This window comes from Pseudarthrobacter kochi (assembly GCF_055412805.1).
Genome location: NZ_JBVAYV010000002.1, coordinates 179,412 through 196,476 on the forward strand (window position 1 = coordinate 179,412; position 17,065 = coordinate 196,476).

13 protein-coding genes are annotated in these 17,065 nt (G+C 70.2%); 8 read left to right on the forward strand and 5 right to left on the reverse strand.

Annotation, left to right across the window (positions count from 1 at the left end; genetic code table 11):
* Positions 1-40: 40 nt before the first annotated feature.
* The 3 genes from ACZY0Y_RS01990 to ACZY0Y_RS02000 form a co-directional block, all read right to left on the reverse strand.
* Positions 41-907, reverse strand: a complete 867-nt coding sequence (locus ACZY0Y_RS01990) for a MurR/RpiR family transcriptional regulator (protein WP_463956595.1) — start codon at positions 905-907, stop codon at positions 41-43.
* A gap of 70 nt (positions 908-977) precedes the next feature.
* Positions 978-2,564: a serine hydrolase domain-containing protein gene (locus tag ACZY0Y_RS01995; protein WP_463956596.1), complete on the reverse strand. Its 1,587-nt coding sequence runs from the start codon at positions 2,562-2,564 to the stop codon at positions 978-980.
* Positions 2,561-3,928: a M20/M25/M40 family metallo-hydrolase gene (locus tag ACZY0Y_RS02000; protein WP_463956597.1), complete on the reverse strand. Its 1,368-nt coding sequence runs from the start codon at positions 3,926-3,928 to the stop codon at positions 2,561-2,563. The genes ACZY0Y_RS01995 and ACZY0Y_RS02000 overlap by 4 nt, the downstream gene beginning before the upstream one ends.
* A gap of 231 nt (positions 3,929-4,159) precedes the next feature.
* Between ACZY0Y_RS02000 and ACZY0Y_RS02005 the strand changes: the two genes are divergently transcribed.
* From ACZY0Y_RS02005 to ACZY0Y_RS02035, 7 genes are read left to right on the forward strand one after another with little or no spacing between them, the layout of a single operon-like run.
* A complete protein-coding gene (locus tag ACZY0Y_RS02005; RefSeq protein WP_463956598.1) occupies positions 4,160-6,043 on the forward strand; it encodes an ABC transporter substrate-binding protein in 1,884 nt (627 codons plus the stop codon).
* Between the two features lie 2 nt (positions 6,044-6,045).
* Complete coding sequence (locus tag ACZY0Y_RS02010) at positions 6,046-7,122, forward strand: ABC transporter permease (RefSeq protein WP_463956599.1); 1,077 nt, start codon at positions 6,046-6,048, stop codon at positions 7,120-7,122.
* Positions 7,119-8,021, forward strand: a complete 903-nt coding sequence (locus tag ACZY0Y_RS02015) for an ABC transporter permease (protein ID WP_463882833.1) — start codon at positions 7,119-7,121, stop codon at positions 8,019-8,021. Before ACZY0Y_RS02010 ends, ACZY0Y_RS02015 begins: the two co-directional genes overlap by 4 nt.
* The gene (locus tag ACZY0Y_RS02020) at positions 8,021-9,724 is read left to right on the forward strand and encodes a dipeptide ABC transporter ATP-binding protein (protein ID WP_463956600.1); all 1,704 of its coding nucleotides are present in this window, start codon (positions 8,021-8,023) and stop codon (positions 9,722-9,724) included. The genes ACZY0Y_RS02015 and ACZY0Y_RS02020 overlap by 1 nt, the downstream gene beginning before the upstream one ends.
* A complete protein-coding gene (locus ACZY0Y_RS02025) occupies positions 9,721-10,686 on the forward strand; it encodes a S66 peptidase family protein (RefSeq protein ID WP_463956602.1) in 966 nt (321 codons plus the stop codon). The genes ACZY0Y_RS02020 and ACZY0Y_RS02025 overlap by 4 nt, the downstream gene beginning before the upstream one ends.
* Positions 10,686-11,783 carry a serine hydrolase domain-containing protein gene (locus ACZY0Y_RS02030; protein WP_463956603.1) on the forward strand — a complete coding sequence of 366 codons (1,098 nt, stop codon included), beginning with the start codon at positions 10,686-10,688 and terminating at the stop codon, positions 11,781-11,783. Before ACZY0Y_RS02025 ends, ACZY0Y_RS02030 begins: the two co-directional genes overlap by 1 nt.
* Positions 11,784-11,792: 9 nt before the next feature.
* A complete protein-coding gene (locus tag ACZY0Y_RS02035; protein ID WP_463956604.1) occupies positions 11,793-12,617 on the forward strand; it encodes a serine hydrolase in 825 nt (274 codons plus the stop codon).
* 12 nt (positions 12,618-12,629) lie between these two features.
* Here ACZY0Y_RS02035 and ACZY0Y_RS02040 read toward each other — a convergent pair whose 3' ends face one another.
* Positions 12,630-13,733: a dipeptide epimerase gene (locus ACZY0Y_RS02040; protein WP_463956605.1), complete on the reverse strand. Its 1,104-nt coding sequence runs from the start codon at positions 13,731-13,733 to the stop codon at positions 12,630-12,632.
* 26 nt (positions 13,734-13,759) lie between these two features.
* Positions 13,760-15,460: a bifunctional phosphoribosylaminoimidazolecarboxamide formyltransferase/IMP cyclohydrolase gene (gene purH / locus ACZY0Y_RS02045; protein ID WP_463956606.1), complete on the reverse strand. Its 1,701-nt coding sequence runs from the start codon at positions 15,458-15,460 to the stop codon at positions 13,760-13,762.
* A 163-nt stretch (positions 15,461-15,623) separates the two neighbouring features.
* Here purH and ACZY0Y_RS02050 point away from each other — a divergent pair, with 163 nt between their 5' ends.
* The gene (locus ACZY0Y_RS02050) at positions 15,624-16,976 is read left to right on the forward strand and encodes an MFS transporter (protein ID WP_463956607.1); all 1,353 of its coding nucleotides are present in this window, start codon (positions 15,624-15,626) and stop codon (positions 16,974-16,976) included.
* The last annotated feature ends 89 nt before the right edge of the window (positions 16,977-17,065 follow it).

Sequence of the window (17,065 nt, forward strand, 5' to 3'; positions counted from 1 at the left end):
AGCGCCGGGCCAGCCAGGCCTGTCCGCGTAAAGACGCCGGCTAGTGGCGCGGCCCCGGCCGTCCCAGCACGGCCTCTCGGGTGGTTTCCAGCGCCTCGAGCGTGGCCCCGTAGCTCAGCCGCGCCACACTGACGAAGAGACAGTCCACCACGGAGAGCTGGGCAATCCGGGAGACCATCGCGCCGGAACGGAATGCCGTCTCCCGCACCACGGTGAACAGGCTGAGGTCTGCTTCCTGGACGATCGGCGAGGCTGCGGCATTGCTGACCGCCACCGTCGTAGCTCCCGAGGCCTTGGCCCGGCGGAGGAATTCCAGGGTCTCCCGGGTCCGGCCGCTGTGCGAAAAGGCAATCGCGACGTCCTCCGGACCCATGAGGGATGCCCCCATCAGCGCGTCATGCTGGTCGCGGAACGACGTCGCCTGCCGCCGGATCCGGAAGAGTTTGTAGCGGAGGTCATCCGCGACGATGGCTCCGGCGCCCACCCCGTAGATCAGCGTGTGCGGCGCGGCGTTGATCTTCTCCGCGACGGCGCCGAGGACGTCGAGGTCAAGGCCGTCCAGGGTCTCCTGGATGCCCATGGTCTCGGTGTACCGGACTTTGGCGACGGCGTCCGCGAGGGAGTCCTCCGGCCGGATGTCCTCGCCGAATTTCTTCCCCACCGCCCCCGTGCGGTGCTCCCGGCCGACTTCCGTGGCCAGGGCCAGCCGGAGCTGGACGTAGCCGCTGAACCCGATGGCGCGGCAGAACCGCACCACGGACGGTTCCGAGGTGTTGCACATGGTGGCGAGCTCGGAGATGGTCAGTCCCAGCACGACACCCGGGTCGGCGACGATCACCTCGGCAACGCGCCGGGCGGCGGGCGCCAGCGAGGGCAGGAGGGAATGAATGTTGGACTGGATACTCACGTACGGCTCCCCTGGGCCCGGGCCCTGCGCTGCGGTCCCTGAGGCGCAGGCCGCCCAGGGTTCTCGGATTCTATGTCCTGACGGGCGCCACGGCATCGACCGGCGTGGACGTGACGGCCGAGAAAGTCAGGCTCTGCACCCTGGGGACCGCCTCGGGGGTCATCGACAACTCGCAGTGGAGGCCGCCGCGGAATCCGGGAATCACCCAATCCAGCCTCGCCGCCGTCACGCTGAGGCCGGGCTCCGACGCGCCGTGCTGCAGCGACCCCACAGTTGCGAGCGCCAGCTGGAGCCGGTGTCGCCTGTCCGCGATCGCTTCATCCAGCTCGACATTTCCGGCGAAGACCGAGCGCGCCAGTCCGTCATCCCACGCTTCCACCAGGCGTTCGACGACGGCGCGCGCCGCCAGCGTTTCCGGCCACGGAGTCACCCCGGCCCGTGCGGGCTCCTCTGCGGCCGGCGTCGCGGGTTCGCCGGAAGGGGTGCCGGTCTGACCTTGCAGCACCCCGGCGAGCACTTCGCGGACCAGCCCACCGACCTTCGCATAGCTGGCATTCTCGAAGCCGACGACGGCGGTCCCGCTCGCGGGGTGCCACGTCATGTGCGAGCTGAAGCCCGGATAGCCGCCGGAGTGGCCGATGACCAGTCCCCGGTGCGGGTCCTCCAAGATCCGGAGCCCAAAGCCATACCCCCCGACGCCGGCCACCGCGCCGGTCACAGCGCCGGTCCCGCCGGTCCCCTCCGGGACGAGGTTCTCCGGGCCGGAATACCGGTGCAGTTGCTGCATTTCCCGGCGGCTTGCCCGGCTCAGTGGTTCCCCGGCGGGCTCCGGCCCGTCGGTGAAGCCGTCGGCGAGCCAGTCGGCCCAGCGGCCGAGGTCCGTGAGTGTGCTGAAGAGCCCGCCGATGGCCGAGAAGGCGCCGGGTCCGCTGAACGGCTGCGGTTCCCACGCCTCGGCGCGCCGGCAATAGCCCTGGGCCACTCCCCCGGCCGCCCGGACGCCCGCGTCGAAGCCGGTGCTCCACAGCCCCAGCGGCTCCAGCAGCTCCTGCCGGACAACCTCGGTGTAGTCGCGTCCGGCTGCCGCCGTGATGACCGCTCCGAGCATGGCGTAGCCGAGGTTCGAGTATTCGTAGGCCGTGCCGGGTGTGCGGACCAGGCGCACCCCGGCCCCGAGCAGCTCCTCGAAGTCCGTGCCCGGCATGGCTTCCTGCCGGTCGGCCCAGGGATCGTCGGTGGGCAGGCCGCCGGACATGGTCAGGAGCATCCGCAGGGTCAGCGGACCGTTGGGCATGTCCTCCCCCGGGCCGATCAGCCGGAGGTAAGGCAGGTGGGCCGAGACCTCGCTGTCGAGGTCCAGGAGCCCGCGGTCCCGCAGGATCAGGACGGCGGCAGCGGTGAACGATTTTGTGCAGGACGCGATCCGGAAGGCGGTGTCGGTCCGCGGCGGACGGCCGGCCCCATCGATGCTGCCGCGCAGGACGGTGGCCCGCAGCTTCCCTCCGGTGAAAACGCCGACGGCGAGCGCCGGCGCCGTCCCGGCAGCGGCGCGGTCCGCTGCCAACGCATCAAGGCGCGCCGCCAGGGAATCCCCAGCCCGGTCGCGGGAATCCCTGTCGGGCTGCCCGTCCACGGCGGCGGCCGGCCGGGGACTCATACGTTTTCCAGGAAGTCCTGCAGGATGAGCTGCCCGCTGCGGACGCTCGCCACCGGGACCCGCTCGTCCACACCGTGCACGCCGTCCACGGTCCGGCCCCCGGGGTCGGCGCCCAGGGGCGCGAAGCCGAAGCAGGAAATCCCCAGCGGCGCGAAGGCCTTGGCATCCGTCCCGCCGCCCATGCAGTACGGCACCACGACGGCGGCCGGGTCGTGCCGCAGCAGGGCACGGCGCATCGATTCGAACCAGTGCGAGCCCGCGTCCGATTGGGTCGGCGGCTGGTGCGAGAGGAATTCCCGCGTGATCCCCGGCCCCAGCAGCGCATCGATGGTCTCCATGGTGGATTTCTGGGTCCCCGGCAGGCAGCGGATGTCGATGTCGGCTTCGGCAACGCCCGGGATGACGTTGACCTTGTAGCCGGCGCGCAGCACGGTGGGGGTGGAGGAGCAGCGTATGGTCACCCCCGCCACGGTACCCGCCGCACCCATGGCGTCAATGGCCAGTCCCACGCCTGCCTCGGTCTCCAGGTCCGCGTTGTGCCCCAGCGCCGCAGAGGTCTGCTCGATGTAGGCGCGCACGGCCGGCGTGAGGGTCAGCGGCCAGCGGTGGTTTCCCACCCGCTCGAGCCCGGAGATCAGGGTTTTGACGGCGTTGGCGGGCACCGGGCGGGAGCCGTGGCCGGAGGTCCCTTCGGCGCGGACCCGGATGTGCAGGGTGCCGCGCTCCGCCACCGCCACCGGGTACAGCCGGACCGGGGCGCCGTCGACGGCGGTGAGGAGCGTGGCGTGGCCCCCGGACTCGCCGATGGCGGCCCCGACGCCGTCGAACAGTTCGGGGTGCTCGGCCACCAGCCAGAGCGCGCCATGGTCGCCTTTGTCCTCCTCGTCTGCCACGAACGCCACGACGATGTCCCGCAGCGGCCGGGTTCCGGCTGCCGACCACTCAAGCAGGGTCGCGAGGGTCATGGCCACCATGTCTTTCATGTCGGAGGCACCCCTGCCGTGGATGTAGCCGCCGTCGATCTCGCCGGAGAACGGATCGCGGCTCCACTGCTCCGGTTCGGCCGGCACAACGTCGAGGTGGGCGTGGACCAGCAGGCCCGGCAGCGACCGGTCCGCGCCCTCGATCCGCACCACCACCGAGGCACGTTCCGGCGAGGGTCCCAGCAGGAGGGGGGTGTAGCCGGCGGCCTCCAGCAGCGAGGCAATGTATTCCGCGCACTCCCGTTCCCCGGCGCTCCTGCCCTCGCCGTGGTTGGTGGTGTCGAAGCGGATCAGCCGGGCGCACAGCGCGGCCGCGTCGATGGGCGGAAAAGCCGCCGGTCCGAGAGGGGGCGTCGCAGTGCTCTGAGCATTTATGGTCACGGTTGGGTCTCCCTGGATGGTTTTCTGAACACCTCGGCTATAGGGTGAGCGTAAGTGAATTGCATCACGTTATTCAATCCGGTAATTCATTTACATGCTGGTTACATCCGCGACACAACTCCCGGATACCTTGAAGCCGTCCCCCGGCCCAGCCAGGGGATACGGCGCCAGCCGCCACCAGACGCACTGATCACAGCACCACACTGATCACTGAACCACTAGGGGAACGCGATGACACCGACACGGACTGCGACAGCACCGACACCACCGCCGGGAAGCAGGAAACCGGGAGGCACATCGCTGTCCGGGATGCGCCTTCCGGCGGCCCTGGCTGCCGCCGTCGTCGCCCTCGCCCCGGCCGTCATGGCCGCACCGGCAACGGCCACCACCTCCAAGGCGAGCAGCACCACCCTCAAGCTCGCCCTGACCGGCGACATCGACTCGCTCAACCCCTTCAAGGCGATCCTCTCCAGCAGCACCGGCATCCTCGCCCTGCAGTACCAGTCCCTGGTGGCCTACGGGCCGAAGAACAACGAGGACATCCCCAGCATGGCGGACAAGTGGGAGACCTCCACCGACGGCAAGGTCTGGACCTTCCACCTGCCCAAGGACCGCAAGTGGTCCGACGGCCAGCCGATCACGGCCAAGGACGGCGCCTGGACCTTCAAAGCCATCCAGACGAACGACCAGCTCAAGCAGGCCAACGGCTCGCTCCTGTCCTCCGTCGCCGCGGTGGAAGCCAAGGACGACGAAACCCTCGTCATCACGCTCAAGGCCCCGCAGGCCCCCAACCCGGGAACCCAGCTCCCGATCATGCCCGAACACGTCTGGTCCAAGGTCGAGAACCCGGCCACGTTCACCAACGACAAGGATTCGGTGGGCTCGGGCCCCTTCACCGTCACCAGCTACGACAAGGCAGCCGGCGTCACAATGAAGTCCAACCCCTACTACTGGCAGGGCAAGGCCAAGATCGACGGCATCACCTACGCCCCCTACAAGAACAGCGATGCCGCCGTGCAGGCCCTCAAGACCGGCGAAGTGGACCTGATCAGCGGCCTGACGCCGGCCCAGTACAAGGCCCTGCAGAACCAGCCCGGCATCACCACCAACGCCGGCACCGGCCGCCGCTACCAGGCCATCGGCATCAACCCCGGCACGCAGACCCCCGACAACACCCCCATCGGCGACGGAAGCCCCGCCCTGCACGACGTCGAACTGCGCCGCGCGATCGTGATGGCGGTCGACAACAAGACCCTCCTCGACAAAGTCCTCCAGGGCCTCGGCCAGGAGGCCACCGGCGAGGTTCCGCTCGCCTACCCCCAGTACAACTGGGACACCAAGAACCTGCCGCTGAAGTACAACCCGCAGGGAGCCAACGAGCTCCTCGACAAGGCCGGTTACACCAAGGGCGCCGACGGCATCCGCCTGGACAAGTCCGGAAACCCGCTCAAGCTGCGCCTGATGGGCCGCAACACCGATCCCACGCACCAGCAGATGGCCGACTACGTCAAGCCCTGGCTGAAGGAAATCGGCATCGACGTCACCACCGTGATGAAGTCCTCCGCCCAGGTCAACGACGACTCCACGGTCGGCAACTACGACCTCTACTTCACCGGCTGGGGCATGGGACCGGACCCGGACTTCCAGCTCTCCATCAACACCTGCGCCTCCCGCCCGAACGCTGACGGCACCGGCGCCACGTCGGAGAACAACTACTGCTCCCCCGAGTTCGACGCGCTCTTCAAGAGCCAGCACGAGGAACTCGACCAGGCCAAGCGCAGCGCCCTCGTCAAGCAGGGCCAGGAAATGATCTACAACGCCGCCGTCAACAACGTCATGTACTACGCCAACACGCTGGAGGCGTACCGGTCGGACAAGTTCCAGCCGTTCGTCACGCAGCCGGAGAAGGGCGGCGTCATCACGGGCCAGAACGGTCCGTGGGGCTACTACAGCGCCACGCCCGTCGGCATGAACACCGGCACCGGCACAGACCAGGCCTCCGCCGGCTTCAACCCGGCCATGGTGATCGTGCCCGCCGTCGTGGTCCTGGCCCTGGCCGCCGGCGGATTTGTGCTCTACCGCCGCCGCAGCGCGACTGCAGGAGACCGCGAGTAACAATGGAATCAACGCTCAGTGAACCCGTCCTCGGAGGGGCAGTGCCCGCACCGGCTGCCCCTCCCGGCGGGGCCCCGGCAAAGGATACCGACGAACCCCGCCGCGGGGGCTCCTGGCTGCGCTACATCGGCGCGAAAGCCGGCGGCGCGGCGGTGTCCCTGGTTATGGTGGTCCTCCTTGGCTTCTTCGCCTTCCGCATCCTGCCGGGCGACCCGGTCCGCTCGCTGGCGGACGGCCGGCAGGTTACGCCGGAGCAGATGGACATCCTGCGCCGGCAGTACGGTCTGGACCAGCCGCTCCCGGCGCAGTTCTGGCGGTACCTGACGGACCTGTTCCAGGGCAAACTGGGCGATTCCTACACCTACAACCGGCCGGTGATGGAGCTGATCCTGGACCGGATCGGCCCCACCCTGCTGCTCACCGGCACCGCCGCCGCGCTGTCCGTTGTCCTGGGCCTCTGGCTCGGGCAGCGGGCCGCGTGGCGGCGCGGCAGCCGCTTCGACAAGACGCAGACCGGCCTGGCCCTGGTCTTCTGGTCCGTCCCCACGTTCTGGCTGGGCCTGCTGATGCTGCTGGTTTTCGCCGGCGGGCTGCACTGGTTCCCGACCGGCGGCATGGTCACCGCGGGCGTCCAGGCCACCGGCCTCGAGTACGCCTGGGACGTGGCCCGCCACATGGTCCTGCCGGTCCTGACCATGGTCGCCGTCGTCTATGCCCAGTACCTCATGGTGATGCGGGCCTCCCTGCTGGAGGAAATGAGCGCCGACTACCTCGTCACCGCGCGGGCCAAGGGCCTGCGGGAGGACGAGGTGCGGCGCAAGCACGCCGTCCCCAACGCCCTGCTGCCCACGGTGACGCTGATCTTCCTGACCCTCGGGGGGCTGGTCGGCGGGGCGGTGACGGTGGAGACGGTCTTCTCCTGGCCGGGCCTGGGCTACCTGACGTTCCAGGCCCTGTCCGCCCCGGACTTCCCCCTGCTGCAGGGAACCTTTGTTGTCTTCTCCTCGATTGTGATCATCATGAATTTCTTCGCCGACATCGTCTACCGCCTCCTCGACCCCCGGCTGCGTGCCTCATGAGCACCCTCACGACCAGCCGGCGCAGTGTGGCCACCGCCCGCCGGGTCCAGCGCCTCCGCGAGGTCTGGGCGGAGTTCGCCGCCAACCGCGCCGGGCTGATCGGGCTGGTCCTGCTCGGCGTCGTGATTCTGCTGGCCTTCCTGGCCCCCGTGCTGGCGCCGGAGGAAACACTGAACGTCACCCGGATCACCTCGGCCCAGAACGAGCCGCCCACCTGGGCGAACCCGCTGGGCACCGACCCGGCCGGCCGGTCCATCCTGGCGATGCTGGTCTGGGGCGCCCGGATCTCGCTGCTGGTGGGCTTCGCAGCCACCGCCGTGTCCATGCTGATCGGCACCGTGGTGGGCATGGCGGCCGGGCACTTCACCGGCGCCACCCAGGGCGTGCTGATGCGCGTCATCGATTTCTTCCTGGTGGTCCCCAGCCTGGTCCTGGCGATTGTGCTGTCCTCGGTGATCGGTCCCGGCGTCGCCACGATCGTGATCGCCATCGGCATCACCTCCTGGGCCGGCACCGCCCGCCTGGTCCGCTCCCAGACGCTCAGCGTGGAGTCCCGCGCCTACATCGAACGCAGCTGGGCGCTCGGCGGCTCCGACGCGCACATCATCGGCAAGCACGTGCTGCCTGCCGTGATGCCGCTGGTCCTGGCCAACACCACCCTCACCGTCGGCTCGGCCATCATCGCCGAATCCACTTTGTCCTTCCTCGGCATGGGAGACCCGGGGCAGATCTCCTGGGGCTCCATGCTGAAGGCCGCCCTGGACACCGGCGCCGCGACCGGCGGCTACTGGTGGTTCGTGCTGACCCCCGGCATCGCCATCGTCCTCGTTGTGCTGTGCTTCACCCTGGTGGGCCGCGCCTTCGAGTCAGTCATCAATCCCACCCTGAGAGGCCGCTAATGCCGCGACTTGAATTCAAGGACCTCCGCGTCACCTACGCCACCCAGGGCGAGGACGGCCCCCGCACCCTGACAGCGGTCGACGGCGTCAACCTCGTCGTCGAGCCCGGCTCAACCCTGGGCCTGGCCGGCGAATCCGGCTGCGGCAAATCCACCCTGGCCATGTCCGTGCTCCGGCTGCTGCCCGCCAACGCCAAGGTTGAAGGCAGCATCCTGCTCGGCGGGGAGAACGTCCCGGACCTGAGCTGGGGCCGGCTCCGCACGGTCCGCTGGACCGAGGCCTCCATCGTGTTCCAGGGAGCCATGCACTCACTTAATCCGGTCCGCAAGGTCCGGGAACAGATCGCGGAAGCCCTCCGCATCCACGCCAAAACGCTCCCCTACAAGGACGACGCCGCGCGGGACGCCCGGGTTGCCGAACTGCTGGAACTCGTGGACCTCTCCGCGGCCAAGGGCGCCTCCTACCCGCATGAACTCTCCGGCGGACAGAAACAGCGCGTCATGATCGCCATGGCCCTGGCCTGCGACCCCGAACTCATCATCGCCGACGAACCCACCACCGCCCTGGACGTCATCGTGCAGGCCCAGGTCCTCAACGTGCTCACCGCCCTGGTGGCCTCCCGCGGGCTGTCCCTCATCATGATCAGCCATGACCTCTCCGTCCTCGCCGCCACGTGCGAGCGGATCGTCGTGATGCAGCAGGGCAAAATCGTGGAGGACGGACCCTCCGCGGACGTCATGCGCACCCCGCAGCACCCGCACACCCAGGCCCTCGCCGCCGCGTTCCCGCTGATCGGCGACCCGGCGTCCCGGCTCCGGCTGCCCGGCTACACCGCACCGGACGCGCCCGGCGCGACGGCCCAGGAAAAGGCCGGCACGTTCACAGCCCCGGACCCGGCGGACGTTGTGTTCGAGGCCCGGAACCTGTCTGTGACCTTCGCCGGCCGCGGCGGCAACGTCAAGGCTGTGGACTCGGTGAACCTCACGTGCGGCCGCGGCGAAATCGTGGCGCTCGTGGGGCAGTCCGGCTCCGGCAAGACCACCCTGGCCCGCACCATGCTGGCCCTGCAGCGGCCGACGTCGGGCGAGGTGCTGTTCGAGGGCAGGGCCCTCTCCCACAACCGGAAGGCCCTCAAGGACTACCGGCGCAGCGTCCAGTTCGTGCTGCAGGACCCCTCCGCGGCACTGAACCCGAAGCACTCGGTCTACGAGGCCGTCGCCGAAGGTCCCCGGCTGCACAAGCTGCCCGGCAACGAGCGGGAGATCGTCACCGCGGCCCTGCGGAAAGCGGAACTTAACCCGCCGGAGCGCTACCTCGCCGCCATCCCCCAGGAGCTCTCCGGCGGGCAGCGCCAGCGCGTCGTCATTGCCGGCGCCCTGGCCCTGGACCCGGAATTCCTCGTGGCCGATGAGCCCGTGGCCAGCCTGGACGCCTCCGTGCGCGCCGAAATCCTTGCCCTGCTCCTGCGGCTGCGCTGCGAACTGGGCCTCGGCGCCCTGGTCATCACACACGACCTCGGCCTGGCCTGGAATATCGCCGACCGGGTTGTGGTGATGTTCGAAGGCCGGATCGTCGAGGAAGGCCGGGTCGAAGATGTGCTGCTGAACCCGCAGCACGAGTACACCCGGAAGCTGCTCAGCGTGGTGCCCACCAACAACGTTGTGGAGGACGACGCCAGCGTCGCGATCGGCGCCGGGTCATGACGGCACCACTGGGCATGTCCCCCGCCCCGGCAGACGTCCCTGCAGCCGTCCCGGCCCTGGCACCGCTCAGGCCCGGCGACCGTGTGGGGCTCGTGGCGAGCTCGGGGCCGCCGCTGCCGGCGATGCTGAAACGTTCCGTGGCGCTGCTGGAATCGTGGGGGCTGGTGCCGGTCCCCGGGCAGAACCTCCAGGCGACGCACCCCCGCGCGGCCTACCTCGCCGGCGGAGATGCCCAGCGCGCCGCCGATCTGCAGGACGCCTGGTGTGATCCGACCTTGTCCGCCGTCTTCGTGATCCGCGGCGGCTACGGCGCGGTACGCCTGCTTGACCTGCTCGACGTCGACAAGCTCCGCGCCGCTGCCCCGAAGCCGCTGTTCGGGTCCTCGGACGTCACCGGGATCCACGAGTTCTGGGCCGAACGGCTGGACATGCCCTCCTGGTTCACGCCGATGCTCGCCACCGGCGCGCTGCTCGATGACCCCGCCGCGACCGCGAGCCTGAAGCAGGCCGTGTTCGAGCCCTATGCCGGCCGCCGCTACACGGCGGATACGGCCGGGACCCTCGTCCCGGGCACCGCCCGCGGACTCCTGACCGGCGGGAACCTGAGCCTGCTCGCGATGACCCTCGGCGCCCGGGGCAGGCCGCCGCTGAACAACGCCGGCCGGATCGGCCTGCTGGAGGATGTCACGGAGGCGCCCTACAAAATTGACGGGATGCTCCACTCGCTGCTGCGGGCCGGCTGGTTCGACGGGCTGGCCGGTCTCGCCCTGGGGTCCTGGCAGGACTGCGGGGATCTGGCCGAGGTCAAGGACCTCTGTGCCGAGCTGCTCGCTCCGCTGGGGATCCCGCTCGTCTGGGAACTCGGTTTCGGCCACGGACCGGCGGCGCACAGCATTCCGCTCGGGGTCCCCGCCACGCTGCACGCGCCCGCGTCCGGCCGGCCCAGCCTGGTGCTCGGCTGATGGCCCGGCACGGCCGGCTGCACGCGGAACTCCAGCGCCTCCTCGACGCCGCTGTGGAGGGCGGCATCACGCCGTCGGCGGTCTGCGCCGTCGCGGTCCGCGACGAACGGCTGCCGGTCGTTACGGCCGGTGACGCCGTGCGCTTCGGCGCTGACGGCGTCGAACTCCCGGAGGGACAGCGCACCGCGGCCGACGCCGGGACGTTCTACGACCTCGCCTCGGTCACCAAGGTCTTCACAGCGGTCACGGCCCTGGCGTTGGTCGACGGCGGCGTCCTGCACCTCGACGAGGCGGTGCCGGTCCCGGTGGGCGGATCCGGAGTGACGCTCCGCCAGCTCCTCACCCACACCTCGGGGCTGCCCGGGATCTGGGAGGGCTGGCGCGGACCGCTGGCCGCCGGAGCGCGCTTCGACCGGCCGGGGCTGATCGCGAACCTCCTCGCCCTGGAGCCTGTGCACCCGCCGGGGACACGCTTTGAGTACTCCTGCGCCGGGTTCAACACCATCATGGCCGTCGCCGAGCACACCACGGGACGGTCCTGGCCGGAGCTGGTCACGGAGCATGTCCTCTCCAGGCTGGCCCCGGACACCGCCCTGACCTTCGTCCCGGACCCCGGCCGCACCGCCGCGACCGAATACCAGCCCGAACACGGCCGGGGCATGGTCCGCGGCACCGTGCACGACGAGGCGGCCTGGTCCCTCGGCGGGGCCAGCGGCAACGCCGGAATGTTCGGCACCGCCCCGGCGCTGCTGGACTTCGGCGAGGCACTGCGGGCCGGTCTGCCCGGCATTCTCTCCCACGCGACGGCGGACGCCCTGTGGACGGACCAGCTCCCGGCGGTGCTGGGCGCGTCCCTGCCGACGTCCGGCGCCGAATTCGGGCACGGGCTTGGGCTGCGGATCGGGCAGGCGGCGTGGATGGGTTCCCCCGCTGCCCGCGGCCACAACGGTTTCACCGGGACCTCGCTGCTGGTCGACCGCGGCGCCGGAATCAGCGTCGTCCTGCTGGGCAACCGGGTCCACCCCCGCCGCGAGCTCTCCGACTTCCAGTCCGTCCGCCTGGCCGTGTCCCGCGCGGTCTACGCCGCCCTCAGCTAGGAGCACCCCGTGCCTGTTCATTCCGACTACAGCGACGGTGTCCCCACGATCGCCTACTGCCTCACCGCGATGGACGGCACCGTCCTGGCCCACCGGGACGCGGACCTGCCCTTCTATTCCGCGAGCACCATCAAGCTCGGCGTGCTGGTGGCGGCCATCCATGCGGTGGAGCGCGGCGCCCTGGACCTGGAGCAGCCGGTCATCGCGGCGCACACCTTCCCCTCCGGCGCCGGCGGCGGGGAGACCTTCAGCTTCGAGCCCGGGGAGCGCGACGCCGGCATGCCCGCCCCCGGAACCGCCATGCCCCTGCGCGCCGTGCTGCGCCGCATGGTCACCGTCTCCTCGAACGAGGCCACCAATCTGGCCGTGCAGCTTGTCGGGCTGCCGGCGGTCAACGCGGCCCTGTCCGCCTGCGGCGCCGGCTCGTCCCGGATGGAGCGGCTGATCGGTGACATTCCGGCGCTGCGGGCCGGGCTGAGCCATCAGGTTACGGCCCGGGACCTGACCGCCGTCGTCCGGGCGATCGTGACCGGGGCCGCCGCCGGGCCGGTGCTCACCGCGCTCATGACGGAGTGGCTCGTGGCGCAGGAGTTCGGTGATCTCGGCGCGGAACTGGACGCCGCAGGGGCCGACGTCGTCTGGGGCAGCAAGTCGGGCTGGGTCACCGGGATCCAGCACGACGTCGCGTTTGTCGCCCCGCGCGGCGGCCCGCTCGGTGCGGGTTATGTGCTGGCGGTCTGCACCCGCGCGTACGACGAACAGGACGCCCTGCCGGCCATCCGGTCGATCTCGCGGCTGGCCTGGGAACTGCACGGGCTGAAGGTGACGGTGTGAGGGTGACGGCCCTCAGCGGAGCCCGGTGATCCCGAGCCCGGGCGCCGGGGCAAGCCGGATGGTCCGGCCGCTGTAGCCGGCGCCGCCGGCCACGGGGGACGCGGCCAGCCAGAGCCCGCCGTCGAGGTCCTGTGCTGCGGACCGGCCCGTGGCGGGCGGGAGCAGCGAGGCGAGCGAGGCGGCCGCGGCGATCCCCACCGAGCTCTCCAGCATGCAGCCGATCACCACACCGAGGCCCTCGGCCCGGGCGCGTTCCAGCAGCCCGCGGCCGTGGCGCAGCCCGCCGGATTTGGCCAGTTTGATGTTGACCAGGGGCGCGGCCCGGTGCGCGAGCAGCCGGTCCAGGTCCGCGAGGGTCCAGAGGCTTTCATCGGCCATGACCGGGGTGTCGACGGCGGCGCTGACCTGCGCCAGTGCCGCCCAGTCACCGGCCGGTACGGGCTGTTCAGCGAGTTCGATCTCCAGCCCGGCGTCCTCGAGCTCTCGGATGATCCGGATGGCCGTCCCGGCGTCGAACGCCTGGTTCGCGTCAATCCGCAGCACAACGTCCGGCCCCGCCGCCGCCCGGACCGCGCGCATCGAGGCGAGGACGTCCATCCGGGCATCCAGTTTCACCTTCAGGCAGCGGAAGCCGGCGGCCGCGTGCGCCGCCGCCTTCGCCGCGAGTTCCTCCGGCGGCGCGACGGAGAGTGTCATGTCCGTCTCGACAGTTGCTGCCGGAGCGGCCCCGGACCCGGGCTCAGACGCGGCGCCGCCAAGGTACGCGCCGAGCGTCAGCCCGAGCTGCTGGGCGGCCAGATCATGCAGGGCACAGTCCACCGCCATCCGGGCCGCCGCCGGTTCACTGCTGTCTTCCAGCTCTGAAAGGATGCCGTCGAGTTCCACGGTGCCCAGCACCAGGGCAGCCAGCGGACCCTGGATGCTGGCCACCGCCTGCTCGGTGGAGAGCCGGGTGACCCGGCTGATCGGCGCCTCGCCCCAGCCGCTGCGGCCGTCGGAGTCGACGGCTTCCACGAGCACGGTTTCGAGTTCCGTCGCGCTGCGCACCGCGGTGGTGAAGTGCCCCACCAGCGGCACGCGGACGCGGTGGACGCGCAACACTGTCAGCCTGGCCATCGGCTCCCCCTGCCTGGTCGTCCGGCTTAGTGGAAGAAGTGCCGGGCGCCGGTGAAGTACATGGTGATGCCGGCGGCGTTGGCCGCGGCGATGACTTCCTCGTCCCGGACCGAGCCGCCGGGCTGGACGACGGCGCGGACGCCGGCGTCGATCAGGATCTGCAGTCCGTCGGCGAACGGGAAGAACGCGTCCGACGCCGCGACGGCGCCGCGGGCACGCTCCGGTGCGCCGCTCGCGCCTGATTCTACCTGAACGGCATTGGAGGCGCCTCCCGCACCCTCAACGTCGGACTCCACAGCGACACCCAGCGAGTTGGCGCGCTCGACGGCGAGCTTGCAGGAATCGAGCCGGTTGACCTGGCCCATGCCGATGCCCACGGCGGCACCGTGGTCTGCCAGCAGGATGGCGTTGGACTTGGCGGCGCGGCAGGCGGTCCAGGCGAAAGCGAGGTCCGCCAGGGTCCCGGCGTCGGCGGCAACACCCGCGGCGAGGGTCCAGTTGGCGGGGTTGTCACCCTCGGCGTCGACCTTGTCCGTGGCCTGGACCAGCATGCCGCCGGAGACCTGGCGGAACTCGGTCGGGTAGCGGCCGTAGCCCTCGGGCAGGGCGAGGAGGCGGATGTTCTTCTTCTTGGAGAGGATTTCCACAGCTTCGTCCTCGAAGCCCGGCGCAATGACGACCTCGGTGAAGATCCCCGCGACGGTCCTGGCCATGCCGGCGGTGACCGTCCGGTTGGCCGCGATCACGCCGCCGAACGCGGACACGGGATCGCAGGCGTGGGCCTTGGCGTGCGCTTCCGCGATCGGGTCCGCCGCGGAAGCGGACCCCACGGCCACACCGCAGGGGTTGGCGTGCTTGATGATCGCGACGGCGGGCTCGGCGAAGTCGAACGCGGCGCGCAGGGCGGCGTCGGCGTCGACGAAGTTGTTGTAGCTCATGGCCTTGCCGTGCAGCTGGTCCGCCTGCGCGATGCCGGCCGGGGCGGCCCTGTCCACGTAGAGGGCGGCCTGCTGGTGCGGGTTTTCCCCGTAGCGCAGCACCTCGGAGCGCTCCAGGGCCAGTCCGGCGTACGCGGGCCAGTCGATGACGCCGTCGCCGTCCTCGTCGAGGAACTGGCTGGCGGTCCAGGTCGCCACGGCGGTGTCGTAGGTGGCGGTGTGCGCGAAGGCCTTGGCGGCGAGCCGGCGCCGGGTCTTCAGGTCAAACCCGCCCGAGGCGGCGGCAGCAACGACGTCGTGATAGGACGACGGGTCAACCACAATGGCGACGGCGGCGTGGTTCTTCGCGGCCGAGCGGACCATCGCGGGGCCGCCGATGTCGATCTGCTCGACGACGTCGTCCTGCGCAGCGCCCGACTTCACGGTGTCCACGAAGGGGTAGAGGTTCACGACGACGAGGTCGAACGGTTCGATGTCCATCGACGCGAGCGTGTCCATGTGGGCCGGAACGCGGCGGTCGGCGAGGATGCCGCCGTGGACGCGCGGGTGGAGGGTCTTGACGCGGCCGTCCAGCATTTCCGGGGAACCGGTGACTTCCTCGACTTCCTGCACCGGGATGCCGGCGGCGGCGATCTTCTTGGCGGTGGAACCGGTGGAGACGATCTTGACGCCGGCGTCGTGCAGGCCCCTCGCGAGCTCCTCCAGACCGGTCTTGTCGTAGACCGAAATCAGGGCCCGGCGGATGGGAACACGGTCGATGGATACACGGTCAAGCGGCGTGAAGCTCACAAAAGTCTCCGTCTTATATCGCGGCGGGGCCGCCGGTGGTGGGGATGGGGCCAGTTTATCGCGTCGGCGCCCTCTGCCGTCCCGCCGGGATGCCCGCGCGCCGGAGTATGAAGCGCAGCGCACCGGCGGATGGCCACGTAGAGTTTTCCCAGGAGGCTGAGAGATGAATACGTACACCACTGTGCCCAGCGGCGAACAGGTGGTCCAGGAACTGCCGTGGCGCTGGAAGGTGCAGGGCCGGATCTTCCTGATCGGCGGCCTGGGCTTTATGTTCGACGCCTGGGACGTCACGCTCAACGGCATCCTGATTCCGCTGTTGTCCAAGCACTGGTCCCTCACACCGGGCGAGGCCGCCTGGATCGGCGCCTCGAACCTGATCGGCATGGCCCTGGGCGCCTTCGTCTGGGGCACCATCGCGGACACCATCGGCCGGAAGAAGGCCTTCACGGCCACGTTGCTGATCTTCTCGCTCTTCACCGTGCTCGGCGCGTTCTCCCCCGATTTCCTCTGGTTTGTCGCGTTCCGCTTTATGGCCGGCTTTGGCCTGGGCGGCTGCATCCCGGTCGACTACGCCCTCGTGGGCGAGTTCACCCCCCGCAAGCAGCGCGGCAGGGTCCTCACCGCGATGGACGGCTGGTGGCCGATCGGGGCGGCGCTGTGCGGTTTCGTCTCCGCCGGGCTCGTTGCGGCGTTCGCGGACTGGCGGCTGACCATGCTGGTGATGGTGCTTCCGGCGCTGCTGGTGTTCTGGATCCGCCGCAGCGTCCCGGAATCCCCGCTGTTCCTGATCCGCAAGGGCCGCCGGGACGAGGCCGCCAAGGTGATCGACGACCTCGTCGCGGCCACCGGCGCCCAGCCCCGCGTCTACAGCCTGCCCGAGCCGCAGGACGCTCCGCGGCTCTCCGCCGGCAGCGCCTGGACCCAGCTGCGCGCGCTCTGGCAGTACGACTGGAAAATCACGACGGCGGCCTGGTCCCTGTTCTTCTCCATCCTGCTGGTCTACTACCTGTCGCTGACCTGGATGCCGCGGATCCTGATCGGCGCCGGCTTCGAGGAGTACAAGGCCTTCCTCACCACCGCCTCCATGGCCGCCGTCGGGCTCCTGGGTGTGGTGGTGGCCGCGCTGTTGGTGGAGCGCGTGGGCCGGAAGTGGATCCTGGCGATCACCGGCCCGCTGTCCGCGCTGACCCTGGTGATCGTGGCGATTGTGGTGGACATCCCGACGGCGGCCGTGTTCTGGCTGCTCGTCTTCGGCTTTGTCGTGCAGGTGGCTATCCCGGTGCTCTACGCCTATGTCTCCGAGCTGTACCCCACGGAGCTGCGCGGTTCGGGCTTCGGCTGGGCGTCGACGTTCTCCCGGCTCGGCGCGGGGTTCGGCCCGCTGGTCTTCGCGGCCTTCCTCTGGCCGGAGCTGGGACTCGCGACCTCGTTCGCCCTGGCCGGCGCTCTGGTGCTGCTAAGTGTGCTGTGGATGGCGTTCTTCGCCCCCGAAACCAAGCAGCGCCACCTGGCATAGCCCGCCTCGCCAACTTCCCGCCGGTTGCGCTATCACTTGTGGTGCTTCTGGGCCTCGGAGCAGCACCACAAGTGATAGCGCATCGAGGC

Bases quoted from the DNA above. Each gene is read 5' to 3' on its own strand.
- ACZY0Y_RS02005 (WP_463956598.1), top strand. From the start codon at position 4,160: ATGACACCGACACGGACTGCGACAGCACCGACACCACCGCCGGGAAGC.
- ACZY0Y_RS02040 (WP_463956605.1), bottom strand. From the start codon at position 13,733: ATGGCCAGGCTGACAGTGTTGCGCGTCCACCGCGTCCGCGTGCCGCTG.
- ACZY0Y_RS02030 (WP_463956603.1), top strand. From the start codon at position 10,686: ATGGCCCGGCACGGCCGGCTGCACGCGGAACTCCAGCGCCTCCTCGAC.
- ACZY0Y_RS02025 (WP_463956602.1), top strand. From the start codon at position 9,721: ATGACGGCACCACTGGGCATGTCCCCCGCCCCGGCAGACGTCCCTGCA.
- ACZY0Y_RS01995 (WP_463956596.1), bottom strand. From the start codon at position 2,564: ATGAGTCCCCGGCCGGCCGCCGCCGTGGACGGGCAGCCCGACAGGGAT.
- ACZY0Y_RS02020 (WP_463956600.1), top strand. From the start codon at position 8,021: ATGCCGCGACTTGAATTCAAGGACCTCCGCGTCACCTACGCCACCCAG.
- ACZY0Y_RS02050 (WP_463956607.1), top strand. From the start codon at position 15,624: ATGAATACGTACACCACTGTGCCCAGCGGCGAACAGGTGGTCCAGGAA.
- ACZY0Y_RS02015 (WP_463882833.1), top strand. From the start codon at position 7,119: ATGAGCACCCTCACGACCAGCCGGCGCAGTGTGGCCACCGCCCGCCGG.
- ACZY0Y_RS02010 (WP_463956599.1), top strand. From the start codon at position 6,046: ATGGAATCAACGCTCAGTGAACCCGTCCTCGGAGGGGCAGTGCCCGCA.